The sequence below is a fragment of the Jannaschia sp. S6380 genome, assembly GCF_023015695.1.
Taxonomy (GTDB): Bacteria; Pseudomonadota; Alphaproteobacteria; order Rhodobacterales; family Rhodobacteraceae; genus Jannaschia.
Window position 1 is genome coordinate 2,318,312 of record NZ_JALKAS010000001.1, and the last position, 26,087, is coordinate 2,344,398.

Annotated in this window: 21 protein-coding genes and 1 pseudogene; 9 read left to right on the forward strand and 13 right to left on the reverse strand. The window is 67.3% G+C overall.

What is annotated here, in order from left to right:
• Positions 1-29 precede the first annotated feature (29 nt).
• Positions 30-1,589, reverse strand: coding sequence for an ABC transporter substrate-binding protein (locus tag MWU52_RS12035; RefSeq protein WP_246952346.1), 1,560 nt, complete (start codon positions 1,587-1,589; stop codon positions 30-32).
• 115 nt (positions 1,590-1,704) lie between these two features.
• On the opposite strand from MWU52_RS12035, the gene MWU52_RS12040 reads away from it, so the two are divergent.
• On the forward strand, positions 1,705-2,913 hold the full coding sequence (locus MWU52_RS12040) for a crosslink repair DNA glycosylase YcaQ family protein (RefSeq protein ID WP_246952348.1): 1,209 nt from the start codon (positions 1,705-1,707) through the stop codon (positions 2,911-2,913).
• 27 nt (positions 2,914-2,940) lie between these two features.
• On the opposite strand, the gene MWU52_RS12045 is transcribed toward MWU52_RS12040, so the two are convergent.
• Both MWU52_RS12045 and MWU52_RS12050 read right to left on the reverse strand, forming a co-directional pair.
• A complete protein-coding gene (locus MWU52_RS12045; protein ID WP_246952350.1) occupies positions 2,941-3,954 on the reverse strand; it encodes a PAS domain-containing protein in 1,014 nt (337 codons plus the stop codon).
• A 96-nt stretch (positions 3,955-4,050) separates the two neighbouring features.
• On the reverse strand, positions 4,051-5,625 hold the full coding sequence (locus tag MWU52_RS12050; RefSeq protein WP_246952352.1) for an ABC transporter substrate-binding protein: 1,575 nt from the start codon (positions 5,623-5,625) through the stop codon (positions 4,051-4,053).
• Positions 5,626-5,924: 299 nt separating this feature from the next.
• Between MWU52_RS12050 and MWU52_RS12055 the strand changes: the two are divergent.
• A pseudogene (locus MWU52_RS12055) lies at positions 5,925-6,062 on the forward strand (IS3 family transposase); the annotation flags it as partial.
• 216 nt (positions 6,063-6,278) lie between these two features.
• Here MWU52_RS12055 and MWU52_RS12060 read toward each other — a convergent pair.
• Positions 6,279-7,181 (reverse strand): LysR family transcriptional regulator, encoded by a 903-nt coding sequence (locus MWU52_RS12060; RefSeq protein WP_246952353.1) that lies wholly within the window; start codon positions 7,179-7,181, stop codon positions 6,279-6,281.
• A gap of 97 nt (positions 7,182-7,278) precedes the next feature.
• Here MWU52_RS12060 and MWU52_RS12065 point away from each other — a divergent pair, with 97 nt between their 5' ends.
• The 7 genes from MWU52_RS12065 (at position 7,279) to MWU52_RS12095 (ending at position 15,211) form a co-directional block, all read left to right on the forward strand.
• Positions 7,279-8,283 carry an Ldh family oxidoreductase gene (locus MWU52_RS12065; RefSeq protein WP_246952355.1) on the forward strand — a complete coding sequence of 335 codons (1,005 nt, stop codon included), beginning with the start codon at positions 7,279-7,281 and terminating at the stop codon, positions 8,281-8,283.
• Positions 8,280-9,737, forward strand: coding sequence for an aldehyde dehydrogenase family protein (locus MWU52_RS12070; protein ID WP_246952357.1), 1,458 nt, complete (start codon positions 8,280-8,282; stop codon positions 9,735-9,737). The genes MWU52_RS12065 and MWU52_RS12070 overlap by 4 nt, the downstream gene beginning before the upstream one ends.
• Positions 9,737-10,738 (forward strand): membrane dipeptidase, encoded by a 1,002-nt coding sequence (locus MWU52_RS12075; protein WP_246952359.1) that lies wholly within the window; start codon positions 9,737-9,739, stop codon positions 10,736-10,738. Before MWU52_RS12070 ends, MWU52_RS12075 begins: the two co-directional genes overlap by 1 nt.
• The gene (locus MWU52_RS12080) at positions 10,735-12,414 is read left to right on the forward strand and encodes a hypothetical protein (RefSeq protein WP_246952361.1); all 1,680 of its coding nucleotides are present in this window, start codon (positions 10,735-10,737) and stop codon (positions 12,412-12,414) included. Before MWU52_RS12075 ends, MWU52_RS12080 begins: the two co-directional genes overlap by 4 nt.
• Complete coding sequence (locus MWU52_RS12085) at positions 12,411-13,118, forward strand: DUF3726 domain-containing protein (RefSeq protein WP_246952362.1); 708 nt, start codon at positions 12,411-12,413, stop codon at positions 13,116-13,118. Before MWU52_RS12080 ends, MWU52_RS12085 begins: the two co-directional genes overlap by 4 nt.
• A gap of 90 nt (positions 13,119-13,208) precedes the next feature.
• Positions 13,209-14,171 carry an ABC transporter substrate-binding protein gene (locus MWU52_RS12090; protein WP_246952364.1) on the forward strand — a complete coding sequence of 321 codons (963 nt, stop codon included), beginning with the start codon at positions 13,209-13,211 and terminating at the stop codon, positions 14,169-14,171.
• Positions 14,172-14,263: 92 nt separating this feature from the next.
• Positions 14,264-15,211 carry a helix-turn-helix domain-containing protein gene (locus tag MWU52_RS12095; protein WP_246952884.1) on the forward strand — a complete coding sequence of 316 codons (948 nt, stop codon included), beginning with the start codon at positions 14,264-14,266 and terminating at the stop codon, positions 15,209-15,211.
• On the opposite strand, the gene MWU52_RS12100 is transcribed toward MWU52_RS12095, so the two are convergent.
• From MWU52_RS12100 to betI, 9 genes are all read right to left on the reverse strand, one after another.
• The gene (locus tag MWU52_RS12100; RefSeq protein ID WP_246952366.1) at positions 15,208-15,762 is read right to left on the reverse strand and encodes a sarcosine oxidase subunit gamma; all 555 of its coding nucleotides are present in this window, start codon (positions 15,760-15,762) and stop codon (positions 15,208-15,210) included. The genes MWU52_RS12095 and MWU52_RS12100 overlap by 4 nt on opposite strands.
• Complete coding sequence (locus tag MWU52_RS12105) at positions 15,755-18,709, reverse strand: sarcosine oxidase subunit alpha family protein (protein WP_246952368.1); 2,955 nt, start codon at positions 18,707-18,709, stop codon at positions 15,755-15,757. The genes MWU52_RS12100 and MWU52_RS12105 overlap by 8 nt, the downstream gene beginning before the upstream one ends.
• A complete protein-coding gene (locus MWU52_RS12110; RefSeq protein ID WP_246952370.1) occupies positions 18,706-18,987 on the reverse strand; it encodes a sarcosine oxidase subunit delta in 282 nt (93 codons plus the stop codon). Before MWU52_RS12110 ends, MWU52_RS12105 begins: the two co-directional genes overlap by 4 nt.
• A 10-nt stretch (positions 18,988-18,997) precedes the next feature.
• A complete protein-coding gene (locus tag MWU52_RS12115; protein WP_246952372.1) occupies positions 18,998-20,248 on the reverse strand; it encodes a sarcosine oxidase subunit beta family protein in 1,251 nt (416 codons plus the stop codon).
• Between the two features lie 226 nt (positions 20,249-20,474).
• Entirely contained in the window at positions 20,475-20,687 is a 213-nt protein-coding gene (locus tag MWU52_RS12120) for a hypothetical protein (protein ID WP_246952373.1), read from the reverse strand.
• 66 nt (positions 20,688-20,753) lie between these two features.
• Positions 20,754-22,400: a choline dehydrogenase gene (betA, locus tag MWU52_RS12125; RefSeq protein ID WP_246952886.1), complete on the reverse strand. Its 1,647-nt coding sequence runs from the start codon at positions 22,398-22,400 to the stop codon at positions 20,754-20,756.
• Between the two features lie 8 nt (positions 22,401-22,408).
• Positions 22,409-23,869 (reverse strand): betaine-aldehyde dehydrogenase, encoded by a 1,461-nt coding sequence (gene betB / locus MWU52_RS12130; RefSeq protein WP_246952375.1) that lies wholly within the window; start codon positions 23,867-23,869, stop codon positions 22,409-22,411.
• A gap of 60 nt (positions 23,870-23,929) precedes the next feature.
• The gene (gene betC, locus MWU52_RS12135; protein ID WP_246952377.1) at positions 23,930-25,435 is read right to left on the reverse strand and encodes a choline-sulfatase; all 1,506 of its coding nucleotides are present in this window, start codon (positions 25,433-25,435) and stop codon (positions 23,930-23,932) included.
• The gene (betI, locus tag MWU52_RS12140) at positions 25,432-25,989 is read right to left on the reverse strand and encodes a transcriptional regulator BetI (protein WP_246952379.1); all 558 of its coding nucleotides are present in this window, start codon (positions 25,987-25,989) and stop codon (positions 25,432-25,434) included. Before betI ends, betC begins: the two co-directional genes overlap by 4 nt.
• Positions 25,990-26,087: the final 98 nt, after the last annotated feature.

Below are 26,087 nucleotides of genomic sequence, written 5' to 3' on the forward strand. Positions count from 1 at the left end.
CACATAGCGCCGCCCCGGTGCCCGTCACGTCATTCGGGCATCTCGATCCAGCGCAGCACCAGGAAGTTGTCGGGCCGCTGCACGACCTCAACCCCCGACTTCACACCCCACAGAAGCGGCTGCACATAGAGCGGCACATAGGCCTGATCCTCGGTCATGACCTGCACGATCTCGTCGATCATCCCCTGCCGCACGGTGTCGTCGATCTCCGACTGGACCATGGGTAGCAGCTCGTCCACCCGCGCGTTGGAATACCCGCCGAAATTCCACGACCCGAGCTTCTTTTCCTCGTTCGGCGTGGCGCCCAGGAAGCGGATCGGATGTTCCGCGTCGAACGTGCCCGGCGACCAGCCCAGCAGGTACATGTCGTGGTCGTCCGCGCGTAGCACCGGCCAGTAATTCGCGACCGGCATCGTCTCCAGGATCGGCTCCAGCCCGATCTGCGCCAGCATCGAATTGATGGCCGTGCAGACCGCCTCGTCGTTCAGATAGCGGTCGTTGGGGCATTTCAGCGAGAACGCGAACCCGTCCGCGTACCCAGCCTCGGCCAGCAGTTCGCGCGCCAGGTCGGGATTGTGGGCGGGCGCGTCGATCCCCTCGGCATAGCCGCGCAGGCCCGGCCCGATCAGCTGCATCGCCGGCTCCGCGTTGCCGCGCATCACCGTCTGCAGGATCGCGGGCACGTTGATAGCATGCGCCATCGCGCGGCGGACGCGCACATCCGCGAACGGGTTGCCGTCGCCGCCGGCGATCAGGCTGTCGGCATCATGCGGAAAGCCCAGCATGATGATCCGGCTCTCGATCCCGCGGATGGTGTCGACGCCGTCCGTCTCCTCGACGCGCCGCGCGTCCTGCACCGGGACGGGTTCGATCAGGTCCAACTCGCCCGACAGAAGGGCCGCCACCGCGGTGGCGGAATTCTGGACGGGGGTGAAGACCGCGCGCTCCACGTTGCCGCGATCGGTCCCCCACCAGCCGTCATACGCCTCGAGCACGGTGCGCAGGCCTGGCTGCCGCTCGGTCACCATGTAGGGGCCGGTGCCGTTGGTGTTCAGCGTGGCGAAGTTGCCCTGCTCGATATTCGGGCGTTCCGCATCGTTCTCGGCGGCCCAGCCCGAATCCATCATCATCCAGTTCGCGATCCCGTCGACGAAGATCGGGTTCGGCGCGTCTGTCCGGATCTCGACGGTATAATCGTCCACGGCCTCGACACCCGTGACGCCCGCAAACCAGCTCGCCGTGTCCGACTGCTCCGACGAGGCGCGTTCGTAGCTGAACACGACATCCTCGGCGGTGAAGTCCTCTCCGCCATGGAAGGTGACCCCCTCGCGCAGCGTGAAGCGCCAGCCGTTCCCGTCCTCGAGCGGCGCCCATTCGGTCGCTAGCGCCGGCTCCAGCGCCATGTCGCGCCCGCGCCGCACCAGCCCCTCGTAGACGTTGCCCAGCAGGCTGTAGGTCGGCGCCGAGTTCCCCGCATTCGGGTCCAGCGTGGTCGGATCGGAGGTCGAGGCATAGCGCAGCTCGGCGGCCCCCGCCGGCAATGCGGTCAGCAGCACGCCCGACAGCGCGGCGGTCAGGATCGGTTTCATCGGTGGTCCCCCTTGTTTCACCGGTCATGGTGGCACAACCTGTCGCGACGTCAAATCACGAAGGCCGAGGGGGCGATACGATCCGCATGCGCCATCCCCATGCCGGGCCCGCCCCATGACGGTGCTGCCGCAGATCCCGAACGCCACGGCCCGCGCCCTGTTCCTGCAGCGGCACGGGCTCGGCGCCGCACCCGCGGGCCCGGGCCCGGGCCGCGGCGCCGACCTGCTAGGCGTGATCGACGCGCTGGGTTTCGTGCAGATCGACTCGATCGACACCGTGGCGCGGGCCCATCACATGATCCTGCATGCCCGGCGGACAGCCTATCGGCCCTCTGCGCTGCACCGTCTGCACGACCACGACCGCGCCCTGTTCGAACACTGGACGCATGATGCCAGCATGATCCCCATGCGCTTCTATCCGCATTGGCGTTTGCGGTTCCGGCGGTATGCCGCCCTGCGCGCGGCGCGCTGGGCCGAGCGGGGTCGACCGGCTTTCGCCGACCACATCGACGCGGTGCTGGCGCATGTCGCGCGGCACGGCCCCTGCCGCTCCGCCGATATCGGCATGGACGAGGCCCGGTCGGGCACCGGCTGGTGGGACTGGCACCCCTCGAAGGCAGCGATGGAACATCTGTGGCAGACCGGCCGGCTCGCCGTGACCCGGCGGGACGGGTTCCAGAAGGTCTATGACCTGACCGAGAACGTCATCCCGCCCGCCCATCTGCAGGCGCGGCCCGACCCTGCCGACACGATCGAATGGGCCTGCCGCGCCGCGCTTGACCGCCTGGGCTTCGCCACCCCGGGCGAGCTGGCGGCGTTCTGGGACCTGGTCACCCCGGCCGAGGCGCGGGTCTGGAGCGATGCGGCCCTCGAACGCGGCGCGGTCGTTCCGGCCGAAGTCGCGGGCGCCGATGGCCGGCGCCGCCGCGTGCTGACCCACCCCGACACGTGGACACAGGCGCCCTCCGCCGCCCCCGGGCGGATGCGCGTCCTCAGCCCGTTCGACCCCGCCTTGCGCGACCGCAAGCGGGCCGAATGGCTGTTCGGCTTCCACTACCGGATCGAGGTTTTCGTGCCCGAGGCGCGGCGGCGCTACGGATACTACGTCTTTCCGCTGCTCGAGGGGGATCGCCTGATCGGACGTGTCGACATGAAGGCCGACCGCAGCCGCGACCGGCTGCATCTCCGCGCGCTCTGGCCCGAACCGGACGTGGTCTTCGCCGGCGGACGGCGCGCGCGGCTCGACGCGGCCCTGGTCCGCACCGCGCGGCTGGCCGGGATGTCCAATATTGATTTCGCCGAGGGCTGGCTCCGCGCGGGTTGACCGACAGCGATGATCGGGCGCGACCGCCTAGCGGGCCGGAAAGCGCAGGCGGATCACGGTGCCGTTCCCGTCGCTCTCGACCGTCAGCTTTCCGTCCAGCCGCTGGCACAGGTCGTTGACGATCCGGCTTCCGACGCTGGTCTCGCCAGGCCAGACCGTGTCGCCCAGACCGTGCCCGTCGTCGCAGACAGACAGCAGGACCTCGTTTCCCTCGACCGTCATCTCCACGTCGATCTTGCCGGCCTCGCGGTCCCGGAGGCCATGGCGCAGGGCGTTGGTCAGCACCTCCGACATGTACAGGCCCAGCCGTCCCGCATCCTCGATGTCCAGGACGATCTCTTCCATCTGGGTGTTGATGCGAATGCCGGGCCGGGCGTCGATTTCCAGGAAGGAGGCCGCGACCCGGCCCAGATAGGCCCCGACCGGCACCCGGTCGGCGGCGCCGTCCTCGTGATCGGAAAACGTCTCGTAGAGCATGCTCAGCGCCTGCACCCGCACGGTCAGCAGGCGCACGACCTCTTCGGCGGGCCGGGCGCGCGCTTCCAGTCGGATCATCGCCAGGATCATCGCCAGATGGTTCTTCACCCGGTGCTGCAGCTCGCGCAGGCGCAGCCGCAGGTCCTCGGCCTGCTCCGACGTCGTCTCACCATCGCCGACATCGCTCAGCAGACCCAGGAAATAGGCGAGTTCCTCGCCCTCGTCGCGCAGCGGCGACAGCATCACACGGTTCAGGAAGCTCGACCCGTCGGCACGGTAGTTCAGGATGTCGACCGTGATCGCCTCGCCGGCCGCGACGGCCTCGGCGATCTGAGCGCGCGCATCGGGATCCGTTTCCTCGCCCTGCAGGAACCGGCAGTTGCGGCCGATCGCGGCATCGCTCCTGTAACCGGTCATCTCGGTGAAGGCTTCGTTGACGTAGACGATGGGGCAGTCGTCCTCGCGCGGGTCCGCCAGCACCACCGAGAACGGGAAGTTCGCGATCGTCGCGCGTGACAGCCCATCCGGCAGGTCGCGGGGCGGATCCACGGGCCCGTCCTTCATATGCTGTCCCCTCACCCTGGCCCTGCCCCGAACCTACAGGGTCGGGCAGGCGGGGGCAATCCGACGAAAAGGGGGCGCCGAAGCGCCCCCCTGTCATCAATTCACTTCGAAGTGCTTGAACTTCGGGTCATCCTCCGGGCTGACCTCGGTCCCGACCTGCTCGGTCATGCCCCAGTTCAGCACCTGGTGATGCAGCGGCAGATAGAGCTGGTTGTCCTGCACCGTCTCCCAGATCTCGGCGATGGTCGCGTTGCGCACGTCGAGGTCCGTCTCCGACGACAGGCTGACGATCTTGGCATCCGTCTCCGCATCCGAGAAGCCGGTCGGGTTCCAGGACCCGCGGTCGCCTTCCTTGGTATGCACCAGGAAGTTGAAGATGTACTCCGAGTCGTAGGTCGGCACGCCCCAGCCCAGCAGGTAGAAATCCGTGGTCCCGTTCTGGATCAGCGGGAAGTGCAGCGCCTTGGATTGCGCGTTCAGGTTCACCTTGACCCCGATCTGGCCCAGCATCCCCGCCACCGCCTGGCAGATCGCCTCGTCATTGACGTAGCGGTCGTTCGGGCAATCCAGCTGGATCGTGAACCCCTCGCCGTAGCCGGCCTCCTCCATCAGCGCCTTGGCGCCCTCGATGTCCTGCGCGGGCACGGTGTCGAGCGCCTCGGTCCAGCCGTTCACGAAGGGCGGCATGATCACGCCCGTCGGCTCCGACTGGCCGCGCATAACGACCTGGCGGATGGCGTCGCGGTTGATCGCCATGTTCATGGCCTGCCGGACCTTGACGTCGGCCAGCGGGTTCGCCCCATCCACGTCGTCACGCTCCAGATCCGCGGCGCCCTGGTTCATGCCCAGGAAGATCGTCCGGTTCTGCGGCGCCGACTTGACCACCAGGTTGTCGGTCTCGTCCACCCGGCCCAGATCCTGCACCGGCACGTCCTGGATGAAGTCCACCTCGCCCGACAGCAGCGCCGCCACCCGCGTCGCCGCGTTCTGGATCGGGGTGTACTCGATCCGGTCATAGGCCAGCGGGAATTCCCCCACGCCCCAATAGTCCGGGTTCGCCTCCAGCACCGTCTTCACGTCCGGCTCGCGGCTGACGACGGTATAGGGGCCGGTCCCGTTGGCGTTGGTCGCCGCGAAGGTCGTCTCGCCGTTGGCGATGTCCTGCACCGCCACGACGCCGTTCTCCTCGGCCCAGCCCGAGTCCATCATGAACAGGTTGGTGAAGTTGTTGGGCAGGATCGGGTTCGGCCCGTCGGTCACGAACTCGACCGTGGTGTCGTCCACCGCCCGGACCTCGACGATCGAGGTCAGAAGCTCCTTCATCGCCGAGGTCTCGGACTTGGCGCGCTCGAAGCTGAACACCACGTCCTCGGCGGTGAAGTCCTGCCCGCCGTGGAATTTCACCCCCTCGCGCAGGTTGAACACCCAGACGTTCGGGTCGTCCTCGCTGACGGCCCAGTCGGTGGCCAGCGCCGGCTCGAACGCACCGGTCTGGTCGCGAATGATCAGAGGCTCGTAGATCTGGTGCGCCAGCGTGTGCGTCGGCCCCTCGTTCTGGGCATGCGGGTCCAGCGTCAGGCTGTCGCCGGCGCGTGCCCAGCGCAGCGTCTCGGCATTCGCCATGCCGGCGGTCAGCGCCAGCGTGGTCAATATGGCAGTGGTGCGAAGCATCGTCGTCTCCCTGTGGATGCGGCCCCTTCCCCGGGGCTCATGCGCGGGAGGGGACCATTGTTTGCGGGGCGGTGCAAGGGGACGGTGGGGGCGGTCGAGGGAGACGAGGTTCTGCTGTCCCGTCCGCGACGACGACGACGAGGACAAGGACGAGGACGAGGACGAGGACGAGGACGAGGACGAGGACGGTCTGTGCGACACGGTCTGGCCCGGCGAGACCAGCGTCGGAAGCCGAGTGCAAAAGCGATGATCCGCCCGCCCTCTCGGGACATCGTTTCGCAATACCCTGCCGGGTGAGGGACCAAGGGAGTCAGTTCACCAGCATAGATTGGGCTCCTTTCCTGAAAGCCCACGACCTCGAGCATTCCATGAACCGTCGCGGCAATTGCCACGATGACGCCGCCGCCGAGAGCCCTTTCAACCTGTTCAAGCATGAGTGGGTCATCCCCGCCGACCGCCATGCGGCGTTCGGGTGGCCGGCGACGCGGGTTCGACGTTTGCGGTCTCGGTGCCCGGATCAGGGGCCCTCTCGACCCGTCCTGCACGGCCGGGCCCGGCGGTTGAGCTATGAAATTGGGAGGGCTGCGACAGAAGCCTCAGCTGCGACCGTACCAGCGCCTCGGATACGGAAATCGTGGCAGGCACGGCAACGGTCACACGTGAAGACGAAGGCCGAGATTCCGTCCTATACGCGGCAAAGTCGCTTCCGCGTGTCGGCAGAATGCGCTGACGACGGGGCTTGCCGTTCGGGACCGTTGGGTCAGCAAGCTTATGGTTCGCGTCGTCCCCGAGCCGGTCAACGGCAGCGCGACGATCGTCTCCGGCAGTGACCGCGTCGCGAGGCCCGGCAAGACCGTGATGCCCGCACCGGAGGCGACCATGGCGAGCAAAGAGAGATTGTTTCGCGCGGACATGCGGCTGCCCTCGACCAGCGCCACCGTTTCGTCCGAGCCGACGGACCGGATCGTCTCGTTCACGATCAATGCGCCGCGCCAAAGGTCTGCCCAGGTCAATCCCTCGCCGCGGCTGGCGAGGATATCGGTCGGCTTGCAGATCACGAACAGCGTATCGCTGAACAGCGGTCGCGACCGAATACCGGAACTTTCCATGGAATTGTCGGCGATCCCGATGTCCGCGTGACCCGAGGCGACTTCGTCTCGAACGGCCGCGCTGTCGCTGTCCATCAGGTCGACGCGGACGTCGGGATGGATCTTCATGAAGGACGATAGGAGCTCCGGCAGGATCAGGGCGGCGACCGACGGGACGGACGCGATCCGCAATTGCCCCGCTTCGCCGCGGGAATAGGCCCGGATCGTGGCCAGGCAGGCATCGTGATCCCGGACCATGCGGTCACCCACGTCTTTCACGAACCTTCCAAGATCGGTCAGATCCCGCTTGCGGTCCGTCTCGAAGAGGGGACCACCAAGGTCGGTCTCGAGCTGCTTCAATGTCATCGACAGAGCGGATTGCGTTCGCCCAAGTTCCTGCGCTGCCGCTCGCAGGTTTCCGTGATGGGCGACGGTCGTGAACACGCGGATGCTATCGAACTTGATCATGCAGGGCCGCAATTTCAGAAAAACTCAAACGGAGTCAAAAAATACAAGATTGCCTGAAGCCGCGCAACGATCATGATGAAGGTCGAGGGGCTGGTTCATGAGCAAGACACTTACACTGGACGACGTCGAGACGCTGGCGCATCGCCGCCTGGTGAGGGCCGGGGCCTCGTCCGAGGCCGCATCCTCCGTGGCCCGGTCGACGCGCCGGGCGGAGCGGGACGGCCTGCGCAGCCATGGCCTGCTCTACGTGCCGATCTACGCGGAGCATCTGGAATGCGGCAAGGTAGCCACCGATGCCGTTCCGGCCGTGACGACGCCCCGACCCGCGGCCATCTGCGTGGACGCGGGGAACGGCTTTGCGCACCCTGCCATAGACGCGGGCTGGGCTGCGTTGACCGATGCGTCGCGGACCTGCGGCGTCGCAGCTCTGAGCATCAAGAATTCGTACAACTGCGGCATTCTCGGTCATCATGCCGAACGGCTGGCAGAGGACGGTCTGATCGGCCTTTGCTTCACTCACGCGCCCGCCTCCATCGCGCCCACCGGTGGCAAGCGCCCGGTGATCGGCACCAACCCGTTGGCGCTCGCCGTGCCCGATGGCGAGGGCGGCGCACGGCTGGTGCTGGATCAATCCGCCAGCGCCATCGCCAAGTCCGAGATCCTGCTGCGCAGCCGCGAAGGTCGAAGCATCGAGCCGGGCTGGGCGCTGGACGCCGACGGGAAACCGACGACCGACGCCGATGCCGCGCTCGAGGGTTCGATGGTTCCGGCGGGCGGGCAGAAGGGCTTTGGCGTGGGGCTCATGGTCGAGATCTTCGCCGCAGCCCTGACCGGCGCAAACCTAAGCACCGAGGCCAGCCCCTTCTCGGGCCCCAAAGGCGGACCGCCGGGAACGGGACAGTTCTTTCTGGCCGTCGACCCGTCGGCCTTCGCCGGAGACGGATTCGCGGCTTCGATGGACCGTCTCATCGCTTCGATCGAGGAACAGGAGGGCGCGCGCCTGCCGGGGCAGCGCCGGATGGACAACCGCCGCCGCATCGAAGCGGCGGGGGTCATCGTGGACGACGACCTGCTGGCGCGGATCGAAGGAGAGGACGCATGAACCTGCAGGTCGAGACGCGGAACCTGATCGCCGGGCGCTGGATCGGAACGGATCGCAAGGTCGCGAACGTGAATCCATCCGATCTGTCCGACGTGATCGGTGACCACGCGCAAGCGACGCGCGCGCAGCTTGACGAGGCCGTCGATGCCGCTGGCCGGGCACAGCGGGTCTGGTGGGCCGCCGGCATCCAGAAGCGTCACGACGTCCTGATGGCCATCGGCACCGAATTGATGGCGCGCGCGGGCGAGATCGGTACGCTAATTTCGCGCGAGGAAGGCAAGCCGCTGGCCGAGGGCACGGGCGAGGTCTACCGCGCCGGACAGTTCTTCACCTATTTCGCCGCCGAGGCGCTGCGCCAGATCGGCGATACCGCCCAGAGCACGCGACCCGGCATCGAGATCGACGTGCGGCGTGAACCGGTTGGCGTCGTCGCCATCATTTCCCCGTGGAACTTCCCCGTCGCCACGCCCGCCTGGAAGATCGCTCCGGCGCTTGCCTTCGGCAATGCCGCCATCTGGAAACCCGCCAGCCTGACCCCCGCCAGCGCCGCCGCCATGGCCGAGGTCATCGCGCGGCAGGATATCCCCGAGGGGCTGCTGTCGATGCTGATCGGACCGGGCGGCGAAATCGGCCGGGCGATGGTCGAACATCCCGGGATCGATGCGATCAGCTTTACTGGATCGGTTCCCGTGGGACGGGGCATCGCGGCTTCGGCCATCGCGGGCATGAAGAAGATCCAGATGGAGATGGGATCCAAAAACCCGATCATCGTGATGGACGACGCCGACATGGACCTTGCCGTCGCCCATGCGGCGGGCGCGGCCTTCGGGGCGTCGGGGCAGAAATGCACCGCCGCCTCGCGCCTGATCGTGCACGACGCGGTGCATGACCAGTTCGTCGAAAGGCTGGTCGATGCGGCCAAGGCCCTGAAGGTCGGCCACGCGCTGGAAGACGGGACCCAGATCGGGCCCGTCGTCAGCGCCGGGCAACTGAAGGCGAACCTTGCCTATGTCGACGCGGGCCAGGGGGAGGGGGCTGAGCTTCTGTGCGGCGGCACGCGGCTGGAGCGGGCGACCGAAGGGCACTACATGGCCCCCGCCGTCTTTGCCGGCACCACCAACGACATGCGGGTCAACCGCGAGGAGATGTTCGCCCCGATCACCTGCGTGATGAAGGCTGGCAGCTACGACGAGGCACTCTCCGTCGCCAATGACAGCGATTTCGGCCTGACCGCCGGGATCATGACGCGCAGCCTCGCACGGGCCAGTCATTTTCGCGCGAACATGCGGGCCGGCACGCTGATGGTCAATCTGCCGACCGCCGGGACCGACTACCACGTACCGTTCGGTGGCATGGGCGCATCGTCCTATGGCCCGCGCGAACAGGGGCAATACGCGGTGGAGTTCTACACCACCGTGAAGACGGCCTATGTTTTTGCAGGAGATCCCGACTGATGCCTGTCGTCGACGGTCTGCAATACGGGAACTGGTCGGAGAAGATCTTCCGCCAGATGCGCGCCGGCGGCATCGATGCGGTGCATGTCACGATAACCTACCACGAGACGTTTCGCGAAACGGTCCTGAACATCGAAGCCTGGAACCGCCGGTTCGAGCGGTTCCCGGACCTGATCTTCCAGGGGTTCACCGCCGAAGACATCACGCGCGCAAAGGCAACGGGGCGCACCGCGATCTTCTTCGGATCGCAGAACCCGTCATGCATCGAGGACGATATCGGTCTGGTCGAAGTGCTGCACCGTCTTGGCCTGCGGTTCATGCAGCTGACGTACAACAACCAGTCGTTACTCGCGACCGGCTGCTACGAGGATGACGACACCGGGTTGACCCGCATGGGCACCGCCGTCGTGGCCGAGATGAACCGCGTCGGGCTGGTCGTCGACATGAGCCATTCCGGCGAGCGTTCCACGCTGGAGGCGATCGAGCATTCGACCCGTCCCATCGCCATTACCCACGCCAACCCGCATGTCTGGCACGCGGCACCGCGCAACAAGTCGGAGACGGTCCTGCGGGCACTGTCGCAGACTGGCGGGATGCTTGGCTTCTCGCTTTACCCGCATCACTTGGCACATGGCGGGGCCTGCACGCGGGCCGAATTCTGCGAAATGGTCGCCCGCGCCGCCGAGGCGTATGGCGTCGCAAGTCTCGGGATCGGGTCGGACCTGTGCCAGGACCAGCCCGATAGCATCGTCGAATGGATGCGCACGGGCCGCTGGACCAAGACCGTCGACTACGGCGAGGGGAGCGCCGACGCCCCCGGCTTCCCTCCGATGCCCGATTGGTTCGCGACGAATGCCGATTTCCCCAACATCGCCGCGGGTCTGCGCCAGATCGGGTTCTCGCCCGAAGAGGTCGCAGCCCTGATGGGCGGCAACTGGGCGCGCTTCTTCGAAGTCAGCTTCGGGGCCGAGACATCGCCGTTGGCTCAGGTCGCGGAATGACCTGCGCGCCGCTGTCCCCCGTGCCGGACGCGGCGAATTACCGTCGGGATGCGGCGGACGTGATGCGCCTGTCGCGCATGGGGGCGGCCCATCCGACGCGCCTGTCCTTCCATCGGGTCCTGCTGCGGCGGATGCAGGCCGAGGGATGGACCTTCGACCGTCCCGTCTTCGATTTCGACGCCGCCGGTGTGGGGCGCGCGGTCTATCGCGCTCGTGGGCCGGAGCGGACCTATTCGCTCGTCGCGTTCGGCCATGACCTGCCGCCCGAGCAGCGCTCGGACCGGGTGATCGCGACGGCTTGGGACGCGACTTTCGCGCTGTTCGACGGTGAACCGGACGCCGCCGATCTGGACAGGCTGGCGGCGGACGTTCCGGTGCAGGAGGCCGGGCGCGTGACCCGGAAGGAGCTGACGCTGAGCCGGGCGAACAGGTCGGTGCGCCTGTTCGCGAACGTCGTCACGGCCCTGTCCGAAGGGCGGCAACCGGATGCGGAGATGCTTGCGCAGACCGGCTACCTCATGCGGACCACGGCGGTTTACGGGTCTGGCAAGTTCGGCGCCGCGTGCCACGCCGACATGGCGATCCGACCGGAACTGGCCGCCCCGTTCCAGGCCGAAATGCTGACCGTCTGGCTGATCCGGACGTTCACCGTAGATCTGGTGGAGCATATGGCGCGCGCCCGGGGGGGCGACGTCGCCGTTCCGCTCGATCCCGCCTTGCGGCGCGGCTTGGGTGTTGGCAATTCGACCGGTCTCGGGATGGCCCCGTTTCTGGTGCGGCACCCGCGCCTTCTCAATAGCTGGATGATGGTGCGCGAAGAGGCGTTGGCACGTGTCCGGTCGCGACCCGATGCCACCGCCGCGGAGGTGGAAGAGTGTCGCATCGCGCTGGAGGAGGCGCAGGAGAACGCACGGATCTGGAACAGCGAGCACCCGTTGCAGGGCGCACGCCTGACGGATCTGCGCACCGGGCTCGATCGGATCGCGGCCCATATCGAGGCGGAGTGGGACCCGACCGATCCCCACCCTTGGGATGCTCTCTGGCGCTGGGCCGAAGCGAATGTCGCCGCAGAAGCGCAGGAGGCCCTCGTCGCTATTCTGCTGGAGCCGCACGGCGATCTGGTCGACGGCCTCATGTCCTGCCTGAGTGCCGATGAACATGCCGGCTTCGCCATCGACGGCACGATGTCCGTCGGGGTTTTGCGCGGGCTGATGACCGACAGCTACGGATGGGCCACTGGCACGGATTACGCCGGGACGTCGGAATGTGCCCGGTTCTGGTACGTTTCCGAAGACAAGCTGGAGCCGCGCCTGGGTGAGCGCCACGAGGAGCCGGGGGCGGAGCGCGAACTGCCGCTGGACATTGGACGGCAGGCTGCGGCGTTGACCGCCGCACTGGAGAAGTTCGATCCCGCCACACCCGTTGCGCGGCTCCTGCTGGCAACGCCGGAACATCGCCCGATGGTGCGCCGCGCACAGATGACGCGGGGCCACCCCTTCGCGGAAATCCGCGACAATCTCATCTCGGCCGATCTGCTGCCGATCGACATGCTGCGCTGCAAGCTGGCCTTCTTCGGCGCGACCCGTTTTGACCCCCGCTCGGACCGCTGGGTGCGAATTTCCCTGTTCCAGGGAGCGCCCTATCCCGACGAGCTGGAAAAGGCGGCCCCGGTTTGATCCTCTTGGGCGACGATCCCACCCGCCTCGCGGGTCGGCCGGTCTCGACGGACCAGGGCAAGGTCCGCCTGTCCTGGAGCGAGGTGGAAGCGGGCACGACGCGATCGGCGCGGGGGGCCGGGATGACCTGGGGCGACGCGGAGGAATGCGGCGCTGCGGCGGTGTGGCTGGCCCGCTGCCGGCTTCCCTGGGCCGAGATCCTGCTGTCGCGTCTCGAAGGCCCGGCCGGCAGCGTCTTTGAACCCGCGCCCGGGGCATGGGCGTCGGACGGCCCGATCTGCGGACTGCGGGCGGGCATCGCCCTGTCGGATTTTGCCGCTCTGCCCGAAGGCGTGGGCATCGCGCCGCTGTCGCTGGGCTCCGTATTGGATCCGATGTTGCTCCTGCCGTTCCTCGGCCGCGTGGCGGAACGGCAAGAGACGCCGATCCGTGTCGAAATCGGGGGTGTCCGGTGCGCGACGGTGTCTACGCAGGGGCTCCATCTTTTCGAGGGCCCGCTCGGCGACGGAGCGCAGGGGCCGGTCACGCTGCGGTTCGATCCCGCTGCGGATGCACCCGACCGGCCCGCCGCCCCCGCCGCGCACGCGGGGGACATCGAAAATGCCCTTTGGAACCAGCTGGACCTGCTGGCCATCAGAATAGCTGTCCCATCGTCCGAAACCTCGCAAGCCCGCGCCGGCGGCGCGATGCCCGACGACGACTGAGACACCCGTCATCGGGGGCAGGTTTGATGCCACGGCAAGACCGGCCCCGATCAAGAGAAGAAACGACGCAACACTATCTGGGAGACCAACATGAAGAAGATCGCAATCGCTGCCGCCATGACGACGTTCGCCGCTCCTGCCTTCGCGCAGGAACAGTGCGGAGAGGTCGTGCTGGCCGAGATGAACTGGGCTTCGGCCTCGATCATCACGAAGATCACCGAATTCCTGATGACGCAGGGCTATGGCTGCGACGTCCAACTGGTGCCGTCGGCCACGGTTTCCGCCGTTACCTCGCTGGCAGAGAACAACCAGCCAGACATCGTGCCGGAACTGTGGGTCAATTCCGCCCCGCTCTACAACGAACTGGAGGCGGAAGGGAAAGTTATCACCGCGGCCAACGTCTTCTCCGATGGCGGCACGGAAAACTGGTGGGTGCCCGACTATCTGGTCGAAGCTCACCCCGAGCTTGCGACGATCGAAGGCGTGCTGGCCAACCCCGAGTTGGTGGGCGGCCAGTTCCACAACTGCCCCGAGGGTTGGGGCTGCCGCACGGCAAACGACAATCTGATCCAAGCTTTCGATTTCGACGGGCGCGGCATGGATGTCTTCAACCACGGCTCCGGCGAGACGCTGGCCGCGACGATGGCTGCAGCCTACGAAGCCAGGGAGCCGTTCTTCGGCTACTATTACGGGCCGACCGCCATCCTCGGACGCTACAACATGGTCGCCGTCGACATGGGTCCCTACGACGCGGAGATCCACGCCTGCAACCAGACCGAAAAATGCGAAACGCCGGGCATCTCGTCGTATCCGGCGGCCCCGGTGCTGACGGTGGTGACGTCGGATTTCGCCGAGCGGAACCCGGATATCTTCGATCTCGTCAGCAAGATCACCTTCACCTCGGCCGATCTGAGCACGCTGCTGGCTTGGCAGGACGACAACAGCGCCTCGGCCGAAGAAGCGGCGGTCCACTATCTGAGTCAGAACACAGAGACCTGGAAGAACTGGGTGAACGAGGCCGCGGCCGAGAAGCTGGCACCGCTGCTCCAGTGACAGATCCAAGGCCGGGCGGCGGTCACGCCGCCCGGACACCTGTACAGACACGGGTCAGTCGTCTCGGATTCCTGCTTTTCCCGGACTTCCCCATGGCCTGTCTGACCTCGACCATCGAACCCCTCCGCGCCGCCAACGAAATCGTGGGCCGAGGCGTCTTCTCCTGGACATTGCTGGCGGAGGCGGTAGGGCCGATCGTCTCCAGCGCCGGGGTCGAGTTCGAAGCCGAAACCGCTTTGCGGAATGCGGATCCCCTCGACATTCTCCTGATCCTCGGGGCGCCGGTATCCCGATTTCGCGACCCGCAGGCTGGAAACGCCACATTGCGCGATCTGGCCCGTCACGGCATCGGCGTCGGCGCGATCAGCGGCGGGGTGTTTCTCCTGATGCGCTCGGGCGTGATGGTGGGGCGGCCCGTCTCGGTGCATTGGTGCTATGAGGCGGCTTTCCGGCAGGAGTTTCCGCAGGCAGACGCGCGGTCGGACGTGATCGTCGAGAACGGGCGGCATCCGACGATATCGGGGGCCGCCGCGGCCTTTGATTTCGCGCTGGCCTTGGTCGATGCGTCTTTGGGCGGCGACGTCGCACATGAGGTCGCCTGCTGGTTCCAGCATCCCCCGATGCGCGGCGCGGGCGTGCGTCAACGGGTGCCGCGCTGGGCTCCACCGACGGGAAACGATGCACTGCCCGATCTCGTGGCGCGCTGCGTCGCGATCATGTGCGAAGACCTGTCCGACCCTGTGACGGTCGATGATCTGGCAGACCGGGTCGGCGTCTCTTCTCGCCACATCCGCCGCGCTTTTGCGGCGGCGACGGGTGACGGACCCAACCGCTACCTGCGCGGCATGCGAATGCGCGCGGCGCGCCAGATGGTGCTCTACTCCGACACCGGGATGGGAACGATCGCGGGGGCCGTTGGCTTTGGAAACCTGGCAACCATGACAGCTTACTACCGGCAGGCCTTCGACGTCACGCCATCCGAGGATCGGGCGCGGATCAACGCGTTCCGGGTCGAGGGGGATCTGCCGTTGCCGCGCTAAACCGCGCCCATCGCCGTCAAGACAGCATGGTGCAGGGAGCGGGCCGAGGCCCGGGGGCCGTAGAGAACGACGCGGTCGGCATCGCGCACCAGCAGGCAGCGCAGATGATGGATCGTCGTGAATGTCCCTGATCCAACCATCATCTGCCTATGGTCGAGGTTCGACAAACGCTCCAACACCGGCACGACGTCATCGCCGGTCAGGTCCAGGCGCACCCACGCGTCGGTCTGCTCCACAAGGATGACCGGACCGCCTATCGCGACCCGCAGGACCGGTACGATATCCGCGTGCGTGTCGTAGGGCGCTTCGATCAGCCACTGGTCCCGTCCGGTCCAGATCGCCCGAAGGCCAAGTCCCGCCACCCGGCCCGGCGCTGGGGCGTCCGCTCCGATCAGGGCGGACACGGCTGCGCGCGCCGCCTGCTCTCCTCCACGGTGTGCGGCGACGGTGGCCAGGGCGACATCGGGTCGTTCGGTGAGGGTCAGGCCAGCCGTCGTATCGACACGGGGGGCTTGGCCGCCCAGGGCGCAGAGCGGGGCCAGATCAGTCACGGGCGCGCCCTCCCTCGGGATCGACGAAGTGGGGGGAAACGACATCCACATCGGCCTCGAGACCGGTCAATGGAGAGACGAGACGGAGCCGTTCGCCCATCCGGTCCGCACCGCGTTTCAGAAACCCAAGTCCGATCATGTGCCCCAATGTCGGCGAATGGCAGGCCGAGGTGACGTGGCCTTGATCGTGCGCCGCATCGATCGGACCGTCCGACGCCATCAGATGTCCGCCGGCGGTGATCTTCGCGCGGGGATCCACGGGCGAGAGACCGACCAGCCGCAGATCGTCCGGCGCATTCAGGCCGTCACGCCGCGACAAGACCGCACCGATGCTGTCCTTCTTGTCCGACACCATCCGCCCCAGCCCGAGATTCGCCGCAGTCGTCGTTCCGTTCAATTCGTTGCCTGCCGCGTGGCCCTTTTCGATGCGCATCACGCCGAGGGCTTCGGTCCCGTAGGGTGTGACGCCGAGGTCTTCGCCCGCCTCCATCAGCCGCCGCACCAGCGCATCGCCGAAGCGGGCGGGGACGGCGATCTCATAGGCCAGCTCTCCGCTGAAGGAGATGCGGAACAGGCGCGCCCGCAACCCGCCGCATACGGTGATCGGCCGGCATGCCATGAATGGAAAGGCGTCGTTCGACAGATCGATGGCGTCATCGACCACCCGCCGCAACAGGTCGCGTGCCCTGGGTCCGGCGACGGCATATTGCGCCCAGGCTTCGGTGGTCGGGGTCAGGACGACATCCAGATCGGGCGTCAGGCACTGCGCCACGAATTCCATGTGCCGATAGACGCCGGCCGCGTTGGCGGTGGTTGTGGTGACAATGAAATGATCTTCGGCCAGCCGCGCGGCCGTTCCGTCATCCATGACGATCCCGTCCTCGCGCAGCATTACGCCATATCGCACCCGGCCCACGGCCAGCTTGGCAAAGCCGTTGGCGTAGACGCGGTTCAGGAACGACGCCGCGTCGGGACCCTGCACGTCGATCTTGCCCAGCGTGGTGACGTCGCAGACGCCGACGCCCGATCGGGTGGCCATGACCTCGCGATCGACCGATTGGCGCCAATGCGACTCGCCCGGCTGCGGGAAATACTGCGCCCGCATCCAGTCGCCGACTTCCACGAAGACCGCCCCCCGCTCTTCGGCCCAACGGTGCGATGGCGTCAGGCGTGTGGGATGGAAGTGCGGCCCGCTGCTGCGGCCGGCAAAGGCACCGATGGCGACGGGGGTGTAGGGCGGGCGGAAGATCGTGGTGCCGACCTGCGGGATCGTCTGGCCGGTCAACCCTGCCATGACGGCAAGGCCCGCGATGTTGGACGTCTTGCCCTGATCGGTCGCCATGCCCAGCGTGGTATAGCGCTTGAGGTGCTCGACGGCCGTGAACCCTTCGCGATGGGCCAGCGTCACGTCCTTGACGGTGACGTCGTTCTGCTGGTCGAGCCAGGCGCGCCCGACACCCTGCACATGCCAGAACGGCGTCTGCGACACGGGTTCGTCTTCGGCTTCAGGCAGGTCCGTCGTCCGAGCGCGCATCCCGCAATCCGACAGCACCGCATCAGCCGCATCGCGCCCCTGCGCCAGTGCGCCATGGGTCGAGAACACTCCTTTCGCGGCCCCGGCCACGGACAGGCCCGGCGGTCCGTCGGAGCCGGGAACGAAGGCCGCGATATCCTTGCGCCAGGTCGGGCGGCCCCGGTGGTGGGACGTCAGATGAACGTTCGGGTTCCAGCCTCCCGCCAGCCCGAGTGCGCCGACCTCCAGCATTCTCTCCCTGCCGTCGGCCAACCGCACCTGGACGAAGGTCAGCCCCAACCGCCCACGCGTGCCGATCACCTGCGCACCGCGCAGCACCTCGTAGTCGTGCGAAATTGGCCCGTCAGCGCGCGTGTCGATCACGGCGGCGATCCTGACGCCTTTGGCGTGCAGGTCGGCGGCGGTGCGATGGCCATCGTCGTTGCATGTGAAGACCGCGACGCGGCGCGCGGGCGTGGCGGCAAATCGATTGGCGTAGCTGCGCAGGGCCGAGGCCAGCATCACGCCGGGCCGGTCGTTGTCGGCGAAGGCGATCGGGCGTTCGATGGCCCCTGCGGCAAGGATCGCGCGCCTGGCCGTGATGCGCCAGAGGATCTGGCGCGGCTTGCCGGGCAGGGGAGCGGAGAAGTGATCGGACACCCGTTCCAAGGCGCCATAGATACCGTGGTCGAAGGCCCCGATGACGGTCGAGCGCGGCATGAGGCGGACGTTCGGCAGAGTGGCGAGTTCCGCGACGGTTCGGGCCGCCCAGTCCGCACCGTCCATGCCGCCGACCTCCAGCCGTTCGGACAGCAGGGCGCCGCCCATCTCGACGTCTTCGTCGGCCAGGATCACGTCCGCCCCCGCCCGCCCCGCAGCGAGCGCCGCCATCAAACCGGCGGGGCCCGCGCCCACGACCAGAAGGTCACAGTGCCGGAAGCCCTTGTCATACGTGTCCGGATCGGGGGCCCCGGACAATGCGCCCAGACCTGCGGCGCGGCGGATGATCGGCTCGTAGAGCTTCTCCCAGAACGAGGCGGGCCACATGAAGGTCTTGTAGTAGAATCCGGCTGTCAGGAACGGCGACAGCCTGTCGTTGATCGCCAGCGCGTCGAAGCGCAGAGATGGCCAAGCGTTCTGCGACCGCGCGTCCATCCCGTCGAACAGTTCCGCCGTGGTGGCGCGGGTGTTCGGTTCGGCCCGCGCGCCGCGGCCCAGCGTGACGAGGGCGTTGGGTTCCTCCGACCCGGCGGTCAGGGGGCCGCGCGGGCGGTGGTATTTGAAGCTGCGTCCCATCAAGCGCACGCCATTCGCCAAGAGGGCCGATGCAAGCGTGTCGCCCGGGTGGCCGGTGTAGGTCTTGCTGTCGAAGGTGAAGGCGAGCGTGTGTTCGCGGTCGATCCGTCCCCCCGTCAGCCGGTTGATCTGGCTCACGATGATCGTCCTTGCGCGCGCGCCACGTCGCGGGCCAGTCGAACGTCCGAAATCTCATGCGTTACGGTATCGCGGGTCACCACCAGCCACGACCGGTCGCCCTGGCCGTGAAACCACAGCTCGCGGTGCGTGCCCGCCGGGTTGTCACGCAGGTAGGCGTAGTCGTGAAACGCTTGCGCATCGGTCATGCCATCGGGCCGGTCGATCAGGGTTGCGTCGCCCATATAGGTGAACTCCGACGCGTCGCGGGGACCGAGGAGAGGGTGGTCGATGATCATCGCGGCGTCCTCAATGCAGATTGGGCTGCGCGCCCATCCCTTTTTCATCGATCATGTGCCCCGTCCTGAAACGGTCCAGACGGTAGGCGGTGGCCGTTTCGTGCGGGGTGTCGGTCGCCAGCAAATGTGCGAAGGCCAAGCCGGACGCGGGCGTCGCCTTGAAGCCGCCATAGCACCAGCCCCCGTTGAAATAGAGACCGTCGATAGGCGTGCGGTCGATGATGGGCGAGCCGTCCATCGACATGTCCATCACGCCGCCCCACATCCGCAGGAGCCGTGCCCGCCCGATCATCGGCATCAGGGCCATGCCGCCTTCGCAGACGTCCTCGACGGTCGCGAGGTTGCCGCGCTGTGCATAGGAGTTGTAGCCGTCGATATCGCCACCGAACACCAGCCCGCCCTTGTCGGACTGGCTGACGTAGAAGTGGCCGGCGCCGAACGTGATGACGCCGGGCAGGATCGGCTTTAGCCCCTCGGACACGAAAGCCTGGAGCACGTGGCTCTCGATCGGCAGCCGCAGCCCGGCCATCTTCATCACGCGGCCGGAATTGCCCGCGACCGCCACGCCGACCTTCCCGGCGCCGATGAACCCGCGCGTCGTCTCGATGCCCCTGACCGCCCCGTCTTCGATGCGGAATCCGGTGACTTCGCAGTTCTGGATTATGTCGACGCCCCGCTGGTCGGCGGCCCGCGCATAACCCCAGGCGACGGCATCGTGACGCACCGTGCCACCCCGGCGCTGCGCGAGCGCCCCTTTGATCGGAAAGCGCGCATCATCGAAGTTGAGGAACGGCGCCTCGCGACGAACGGCATCGGCGTCCAACAATTCGGCGTCCGCCCCATGCAGGATCATGGCATTGCCGCGCCGGATGTAGGCATCGCGCTGCGCATCGGAATGGATCAGGTTCAGAATGCCACGCTGGCTGACCATGGCATTGTAGTTGATGTCCTGTTCCAGTCCTTCCCAGAGCTTCAACGACATCTCGTAGAACGGCTCGTTGCCATCTAGCAGGTAGTTCGAGCGGATGATCGTCGTGTTGCGTCCCACGTTCCCGCCGCCGATCCAGCCCTTTTCGACGACCGCGATCGAAGCCTGGCCGTATCTGCTGGCCAGAAAATGCGCCGTCGCCAGCCCGTGTCCGCCACCACCGACGACAACGACGTCGTACCGTGCCCTGGGCGCGGCATCACGCCACGCAGGCCCCCAGCCACGGTGGCCCGTCAGAGCTTCCTTGATAACTCTGAAGCCGGAATAGCGCATCGATCACCTCCCTTCCCTTAATCTTATCAAGACAAGGTTGGTCGGGCTCTCCAAAACCGGACGTCTAAGCCACCATTCCGGACTCACCGAGAGACATTTGATGCCTGACCTTGTTTGAAGGGATGTCGCAAATCACGGCGCCCTCATCGCGACCCGACGGGATGTCCAACTCGGAGAGGCTGCACTGACGAGCACTGTCCGCTTCGGGCCGCTTCCACACCCTCCCTCACTCGTCATCCGCATCCCGCCCCATCCCTTCCCGGCGTCGCGCCGGCGCCTGCGTGAAGGGGGCGGGGTTCGCGCATTCGGTCCACGCGGTGTTCTTCCGTAAGGTCCTCGCCCTGGATCGGTTCACCGAGGGCAGCGGCATGAAGCAGCGCCGCACGTCGTTCATCCGCGGCCCGTCGCCCGACCGCATCCAGCGGAAGAACCTGATCACGTCCCCCTCCAGCCGCAGATGGACCGACCCTTTCCGGCAGCGGCGCTTCCTCCGGATCGTCTCCTGTTACCTCTGCGTCGTGGCCCAGGCCGGGTGGATCCAGGGGTCGGCCTCCTCCCGGGGCAGGGACCGGTTCAGGATGTGGTCCGACATCTTTTCCCCCACCATGATCGACGGCCCGTTCAGGTTGCCGTTGGTGATGCGCGGAAAGATCGAACTGTCCGCCACGCGCAGCCCGCGGACCCCGATCACCCGCCCTTCCGGGTCGACCACCGCACCCGGGTCGTCCACCGCCCCCATCCGGCAGGTGCCGCAAGGATGATACGCGGATTCGGCATGTTGCCGGATCGCCTCGTCCAGATCCGCGTCCGTTTGCAGATGTTCGCCCGGCTGAATCTCGTGCCGCCGGAAGGGCGCGAACGCCTCCTGCGCGAAGATCTCCCGCGTCAACCGGATGCAGGTCCGGAACTCCGTCCAATCGTCCGGATGGCTCATATAGTTGAACCGGATCCGCGGCGCCTCCGACGGATCGGCCGAGCGCAGCGTGACGTCCCCTCGCGACTTCGATCGCATCGGCCCGACATGCGCCTGGAACCCATGCCCCTCGGCCGCGACCTGCCCGTCGTAGCGCACCGCCAGCGGCAGGAAATGGTATTGGATATCGGGATATTCGACGCCGGCCGCCGAACGCACGAAGGCCGCGCTCTCGAAGTTGTTGCTGGCCCCCGGCCCCGTCCGCGTGAACAGCCACCGCGCCCCGACCCAAGCCTTGCCGGGCAGGTTCCAGTACCGGAACAACGTCACCGGCTGCGACGCGGCCATCTGCACGTACATCTCCAGATGGTCCTGCAGGTTCGCCCCGACCCCCGGCCGATCCGCGCGCACCTCGATCCCGTGTTCGCGCAGATGCGCCCCGGGCCCGATCCCCGACAGCATCAGAAGCTTCGGCGAATTGATCGAGCTGGCCGCCACGACCACCTCCGCCCGTGCCGCGACCAAACGCCCGTCGGCCAGTTGGATACCGGTCGCGCGTCCGTCGGCGAATGCGATCCGGGCGGCCAAACCCTTGGCGATATGGCACCGGCCCGTCGCCCGCGCGGGCCTCAGATAGGCGTTCGCGGCCGACCAGCGACGGCCCTTCCAGACCGTCTGCTCCATCGGGCCGAACCCCTCCTGCTGCGCGCCGTTGTAGTCGTCGGTGACCGCGTACCCGGCCTGCCGCCCGGCCTGAACGAACGCATCGTAGAGCGGGTTCGCCCGCATCCCCCGCGACACGTGCAGCGGCCCGTCGCTGCCGCGCCAGACCGGATCGCCACCATGGCCGCCATCGTGCCAGGTCTCCATCCGCTTGAAATACGGCAGGACGTCGGCGAACGCCCAGCCATCCGCCCCGGCCTCGGCCCAGTGATCGTAGTCGCGCGCATGGCCGCGCACATAGACCATGCCGTTGATGCTGCTCGACCCGCCCAGCACCTTGCCCCGCGGCGTGGCCAGGACACGCCCGCCCAGATGCGGCTCCGGCTCCGTCCGGTAGCCCCAGTCGTAGCGCGGCATGTTCATGGGGAACGAGAGCGCGCCCGGCATCTGGATCAGCGGCCCCGCATCGGTGCCGCCATACTCGACCACCAGAACGGATTTCCCCGCCTCGGCCAGCCGATAGGCGATGGCGCAGCCGGCACTGCCGGCACCCACGACGACGTAATCCGCGATCAGCGATGGCATCAGAACGCGGCCTCGACCGGGCCCATGCCGACATAGACCGTCTGGACTTCGGTGAAGTGGTCCATCGCGACCCGCGCGTTCTCCCGCCCGATGCCGGATTGCCGCGACCCGCCGAAGGGCATCCCGGGCGGCGTCAGGTTGTACTGGTTGATCCAGCAGGTCCCCGCGCGCAACTGCGCCACCACCCGATGCGCGCGCGCCAGGTCGCGGGTGAACAGACCCGCCGACAGGCCGAACTCGGTGGCATTGGCGCGGGCGATCGCCTCCTCCTCGTCCGTGAAGGTCAGGACGGACATGACGGGGCCGAAAATCTCCTCGCGGACGCAGGTCATCGCGTCGGTCAGGTCGGTCAGGACCGTGGGCGCGATCCAGAACCCCTCGCGGTCGATCCGATGGCCGCCCGCCGCGACGCGCGCCCCCTCGGATCGCGCGGTGTCGAGATGGCGCAGCACGATCTCCATCTGCGCCTCTGTCGTCATCGGCCCGAAATTCGTCGCCTCGTCCAGCGGATCGCCGATCCGCGCATCCTTCAGGCGTTCGGTCAGACGGGCCAGGAAACCGGCTTCCACGTCCGCATGCACGAAGACCCGCGTGCCGTTGGAGCAGACCTGACCGGACGAATAGAAGTTCGCGTTGATCGCACCCGACACGGCATCGTCCAGATCGGCATCCGCGAACACGATCAGGGGCGACTTGCCGCCCAACTCCATCGTGACCTGCTTCATCCGCGCGGCCGCGGCGGCATAGACGCGGCGCCCCGTCGGCACCGACCCGGTCAACGAGACCTTGGCCACGCGCGCGTCACCGGTCAGCGCGGCACCCACCTCGCCCGCGCCCTGCACCACGTTGAACAGGCCCGCAGGCAGCCCCGCCTCGTGCAGGATCTCGGCGACCTTCAAAGCGCAGAGGGGCGTCGTCTCGGACGGCTTGAACACCATCGCATTGCCGGTGGCGAGCGCGGGCGCCCCTTTCCAGCAGGCGATCTGCGTCGGATAGTTCCACGCCCCGATGCCCACGCAGACGCCCAGCGGACGGCGGATCGTATAGGCCCAGTCGCCGCCGAACTGCATCGTCGTCCCGGTCAGATCGGCCGCCAGCCCGCCGAAATACTCGAGCGCATCGGCCCCCGACGTCGCGTCGGCCACCAGCGTCTCCTGAAGCGGCTTGCCCGTGTCCATCGTCTCCAGGACGGAAAGCTCGCGGTTCCGCGCGCGGATCATGTCGGCGGCCCGGCGCAGCACGCGACCCCGCTCCGTCGGATCGGTCGCGGCCCAAGCCCCCTGCGCCCGCGCGGCGGAGGCAAGCGCGCGTTCGATCACATCGGGCGTGGCGGCATGGACGGTGGCGATCGTCTCACCCGTCGCGGGATAGATCACCGGGATCGGCGCGCCGGTCCCGTCCTCGACATATTCGCCGTCGATGAAATGGCTGGCCTCGGGCCTTGCATCGGGTCTGGTCATCTCGTCTTCCTCTGGCCGGAAATACCTCGGGGGTGCGGGGGCTGGCCCCCGCTTCGCGGTTCAGTCCTTGGGCGCGCGCTGCGCCTCTTCCACCACGTTCAGATCCATGTGGTTTCGCATGTAACGCTCGGACGCCACGCGCATCGGCTGCCAGTCCCAGGGGTAGTAGCCGCCCTGGCGCAGCGCCTCGTAGACGATCCATCGGCGGGCCTGGCTCTCGCGCACCTCGGCGTCGAACCGGTCGAGGTCCCAGCGAAGCTCCGCCTCGGCCCGGAACCGGGCCAGCGTGTCGGCATGGGCCGGGTCGGCGGCGAGGTTCGACAGCTCGTGCGGGTCCGCCTCGAGGTCGAACAGCAGTTCGGGGTCGAGCGCGCAGCGCGTGTATTTCCACCGCCCCTGCCGAAGCGCGACCAGCGGGGCATAGGACCCCTCGGCGGCGTATTCCATCGCCACCGGCGTCCCGCGCGTGCCGCCCTGCCCCAGGGGCACGAGGGACTCGCCCGTCGTCCAGGGCTCCACCTCCGACATGTCCACGCCGGCCAGGTCGCAGAGGGTCGGGCAGACGTCGATGTTGCTGACGGGCGTGGTGTCCAGCCCCGGCGCGATCCCCGGCGCGGCGATCATCATCGGCACGCGGGCGGAGCCCTCGAGGAAGGACATCTTGTACCACAGCCCCCGCTCGCCCAGCATGTCGCCGTGGTCGCTGACGAACAGGACGATTGCCTCCTGCCGGGTATCCTCCAGCACCTTCAGGATCTCGCCGATCTTGCCGTCGAGATAGCTGATATTGGCGAAATAGGCGCGGCGCGAACGGCGGATGTCTTCTTCGGTCACGTCGAAGTTGCCGCGGTCGTTGGCGTCCAGGATGCGCCGGGAATGCGGATCGTGATCCTCATAAGGCATCTCGCCCACTTCGGGCATCAGATGCGCGCAGTCCTCATAGAGGTCCCAGAACTCGCGTCGCGCGACGTAGGGGTCGTGCGGATGGGTGAAGCTCGCGGTCAGGCACCAAGGGCGCGGGTCGTGGCCGCGCGCATAGTCGTAGAGCTTCATCTTCGCGTGGTGGCAGACCTCGTCGTCGTATTCCATCTGGTTGGTGATCTCGGCCATGCCCGAGCCGGTGACCGAGCCCATGTTGTGATACCACCACTCGATCCGCTCGCCCGGCTTACGGTAGTCGGGCGTCCAGCCGAAATCGGCCGGGTAGATGTCGGTCGTCAGCCGCTCCTCGAAGCCATGGAGCTGATCGGGGCCGACGAAATGCATCTTGCCGGAAAGGCAGGTCTGCCACCCCGCGCGGCGCAGGTGATGGGCATAGGTCGGGATGTCGGAGGCGAACTCAGCCGCGTTGTCGTAGACCCGCGTGCGGCTTGGCAGCAGCCCCGACATGAAGCTGGCCCGCCCCGGCGCGCAAAGCGGCGACGCGGTGTAGCAATTGGCGAACCGGCGCGACCGTTCGGCCAGCCGCTTGAGGTTCGGTGCATGCAGCCAGTCGGCGGGGCCGTCGGGGAACAACGTCCCGTTCAGCTGGTCCACCATCAGGATCAGGATGTTCGGCCTGGTCATCGGCGAAGCCCCATTTCGATGTAGTCGAGGACGAGCGCGGTCGACGCCTCGGACGACAGGCCCTCGCGGCGCAGCGCCTGCCGGACATAGAGGCCGTCGATCATGGCGCCGATTCCCTCGGCCAGCGCATCCGGGTCATCGGACAGCGACCGCAACGCATGCAGCAGGTTCGACCGCAGACGCGCGTGATAGATATGCAGAAGGCGCCGCGTCCCGCCCTCCCTCTGCGCCTGGACATAGAAATTGAGCCAGGCGGCCACCACCTCGTCGCGGAAGTTCGACGGGGTGAAGCAGGCGCGCACGATGGCCGTCAGCCGTTCGTGCGGTCCGGTGGCCATGGCGAGCGCGCCGCGCGCCTCGGCGCCGAACGTCGCCAGCACATGACGCATCGCGGCCAGCAACATCTGATCCTTCGACCCGAAATAGTGATGCGCCAGCGCGGGCGACATGCCGGCGCGCCTGGCGATCCGCGCGACCGTGATGTCGAGCGTTCCGGCATTCGCGATCTCGGCGATCGTGGCGCGCACCAGGGCGTCGCGACGCTGGGGTTCCATTCCGATGCGGGGCACAGCAAAGTCCATCTCGGTTGCAACTTGGCGGATGGCCTGTCTTAATTGATCCGTCAATCAATAAAAATCCCCAAAGCGGGGCA

Bases quoted from the DNA above. Each gene is read 5' to 3' on its own strand.
- MWU52_RS12050 (WP_246952352.1), bottom strand. From the start codon at position 5,625: ATGCTTCGCACCACTGCCATATTGACCACGCTGGCGCTGACCGCCGGC.
- MWU52_RS12045 (WP_246952350.1), bottom strand. From the start codon at position 3,954: ATGAAGGACGGGCCCGTGGATCCGCCCCGCGACCTGCCGGATGGGCTG.
- betB (WP_246952375.1), bottom strand. From the start codon at position 23,869: ATGACCAGACCCGATGCAAGGCCCGAGGCCAGCCATTTCATCGACGGC.
- MWU52_RS12090 (WP_246952364.1), top strand. From the start codon at position 13,209: ATGAAGAAGATCGCAATCGCTGCCGCCATGACGACGTTCGCCGCTCCT.
- MWU52_RS12065 (WP_246952355.1), top strand. From the start codon at position 7,279: ATGAGCAAGACACTTACACTGGACGACGTCGAGACGCTGGCGCATCGC.
- MWU52_RS12060 (WP_246952353.1), bottom strand. From the start codon at position 7,181: ATGATCAAGTTCGATAGCATCCGCGTGTTCACGACCGTCGCCCATCAC.
- betI (WP_246952379.1), bottom strand. From the start codon at position 25,989: ATGGAACCCCAGCGTCGCGACGCCCTGGTGCGCGCCACGATCGCCGAG.
- betC (WP_246952377.1), bottom strand. From the start codon at position 25,435: ATGACCAGGCCGAACATCCTGATCCTGATGGTGGACCAGCTGAACGGG.
- MWU52_RS12110 (WP_246952370.1), bottom strand. From the start codon at position 18,987: ATGATCATCGACCACCCTCTCCTCGGTCCCCGCGACGCGTCGGAGTTC.
- MWU52_RS12080 (WP_246952361.1), top strand. From the start codon at position 10,735: ATGACCTGCGCGCCGCTGTCCCCCGTGCCGGACGCGGCGAATTACCGT.
- MWU52_RS12040 (WP_246952348.1), top strand. From the start codon at position 1,705: ATGACGGTGCTGCCGCAGATCCCGAACGCCACGGCCCGCGCCCTGTTC.
- MWU52_RS12070 (WP_246952357.1), top strand. From the start codon at position 8,280: ATGAACCTGCAGGTCGAGACGCGGAACCTGATCGCCGGGCGCTGGATC.
- MWU52_RS12095 (WP_246952884.1), top strand. From the start codon at position 14,264: ATGGCCTGTCTGACCTCGACCATCGAACCCCTCCGCGCCGCCAACGAA.
- MWU52_RS12115 (WP_246952372.1), bottom strand. From the start codon at position 20,248: ATGCGCTATTCCGGCTTCAGAGTTATCAAGGAAGCTCTGACGGGCCAC.
- MWU52_RS12075 (WP_246952359.1), top strand. From the start codon at position 9,737: ATGCCTGTCGTCGACGGTCTGCAATACGGGAACTGGTCGGAGAAGATC.
- MWU52_RS12035 (WP_246952346.1), bottom strand. From the start codon at position 1,589: ATGAAACCGATCCTGACCGCCGCGCTGTCGGGCGTGCTGCTGACCGCA.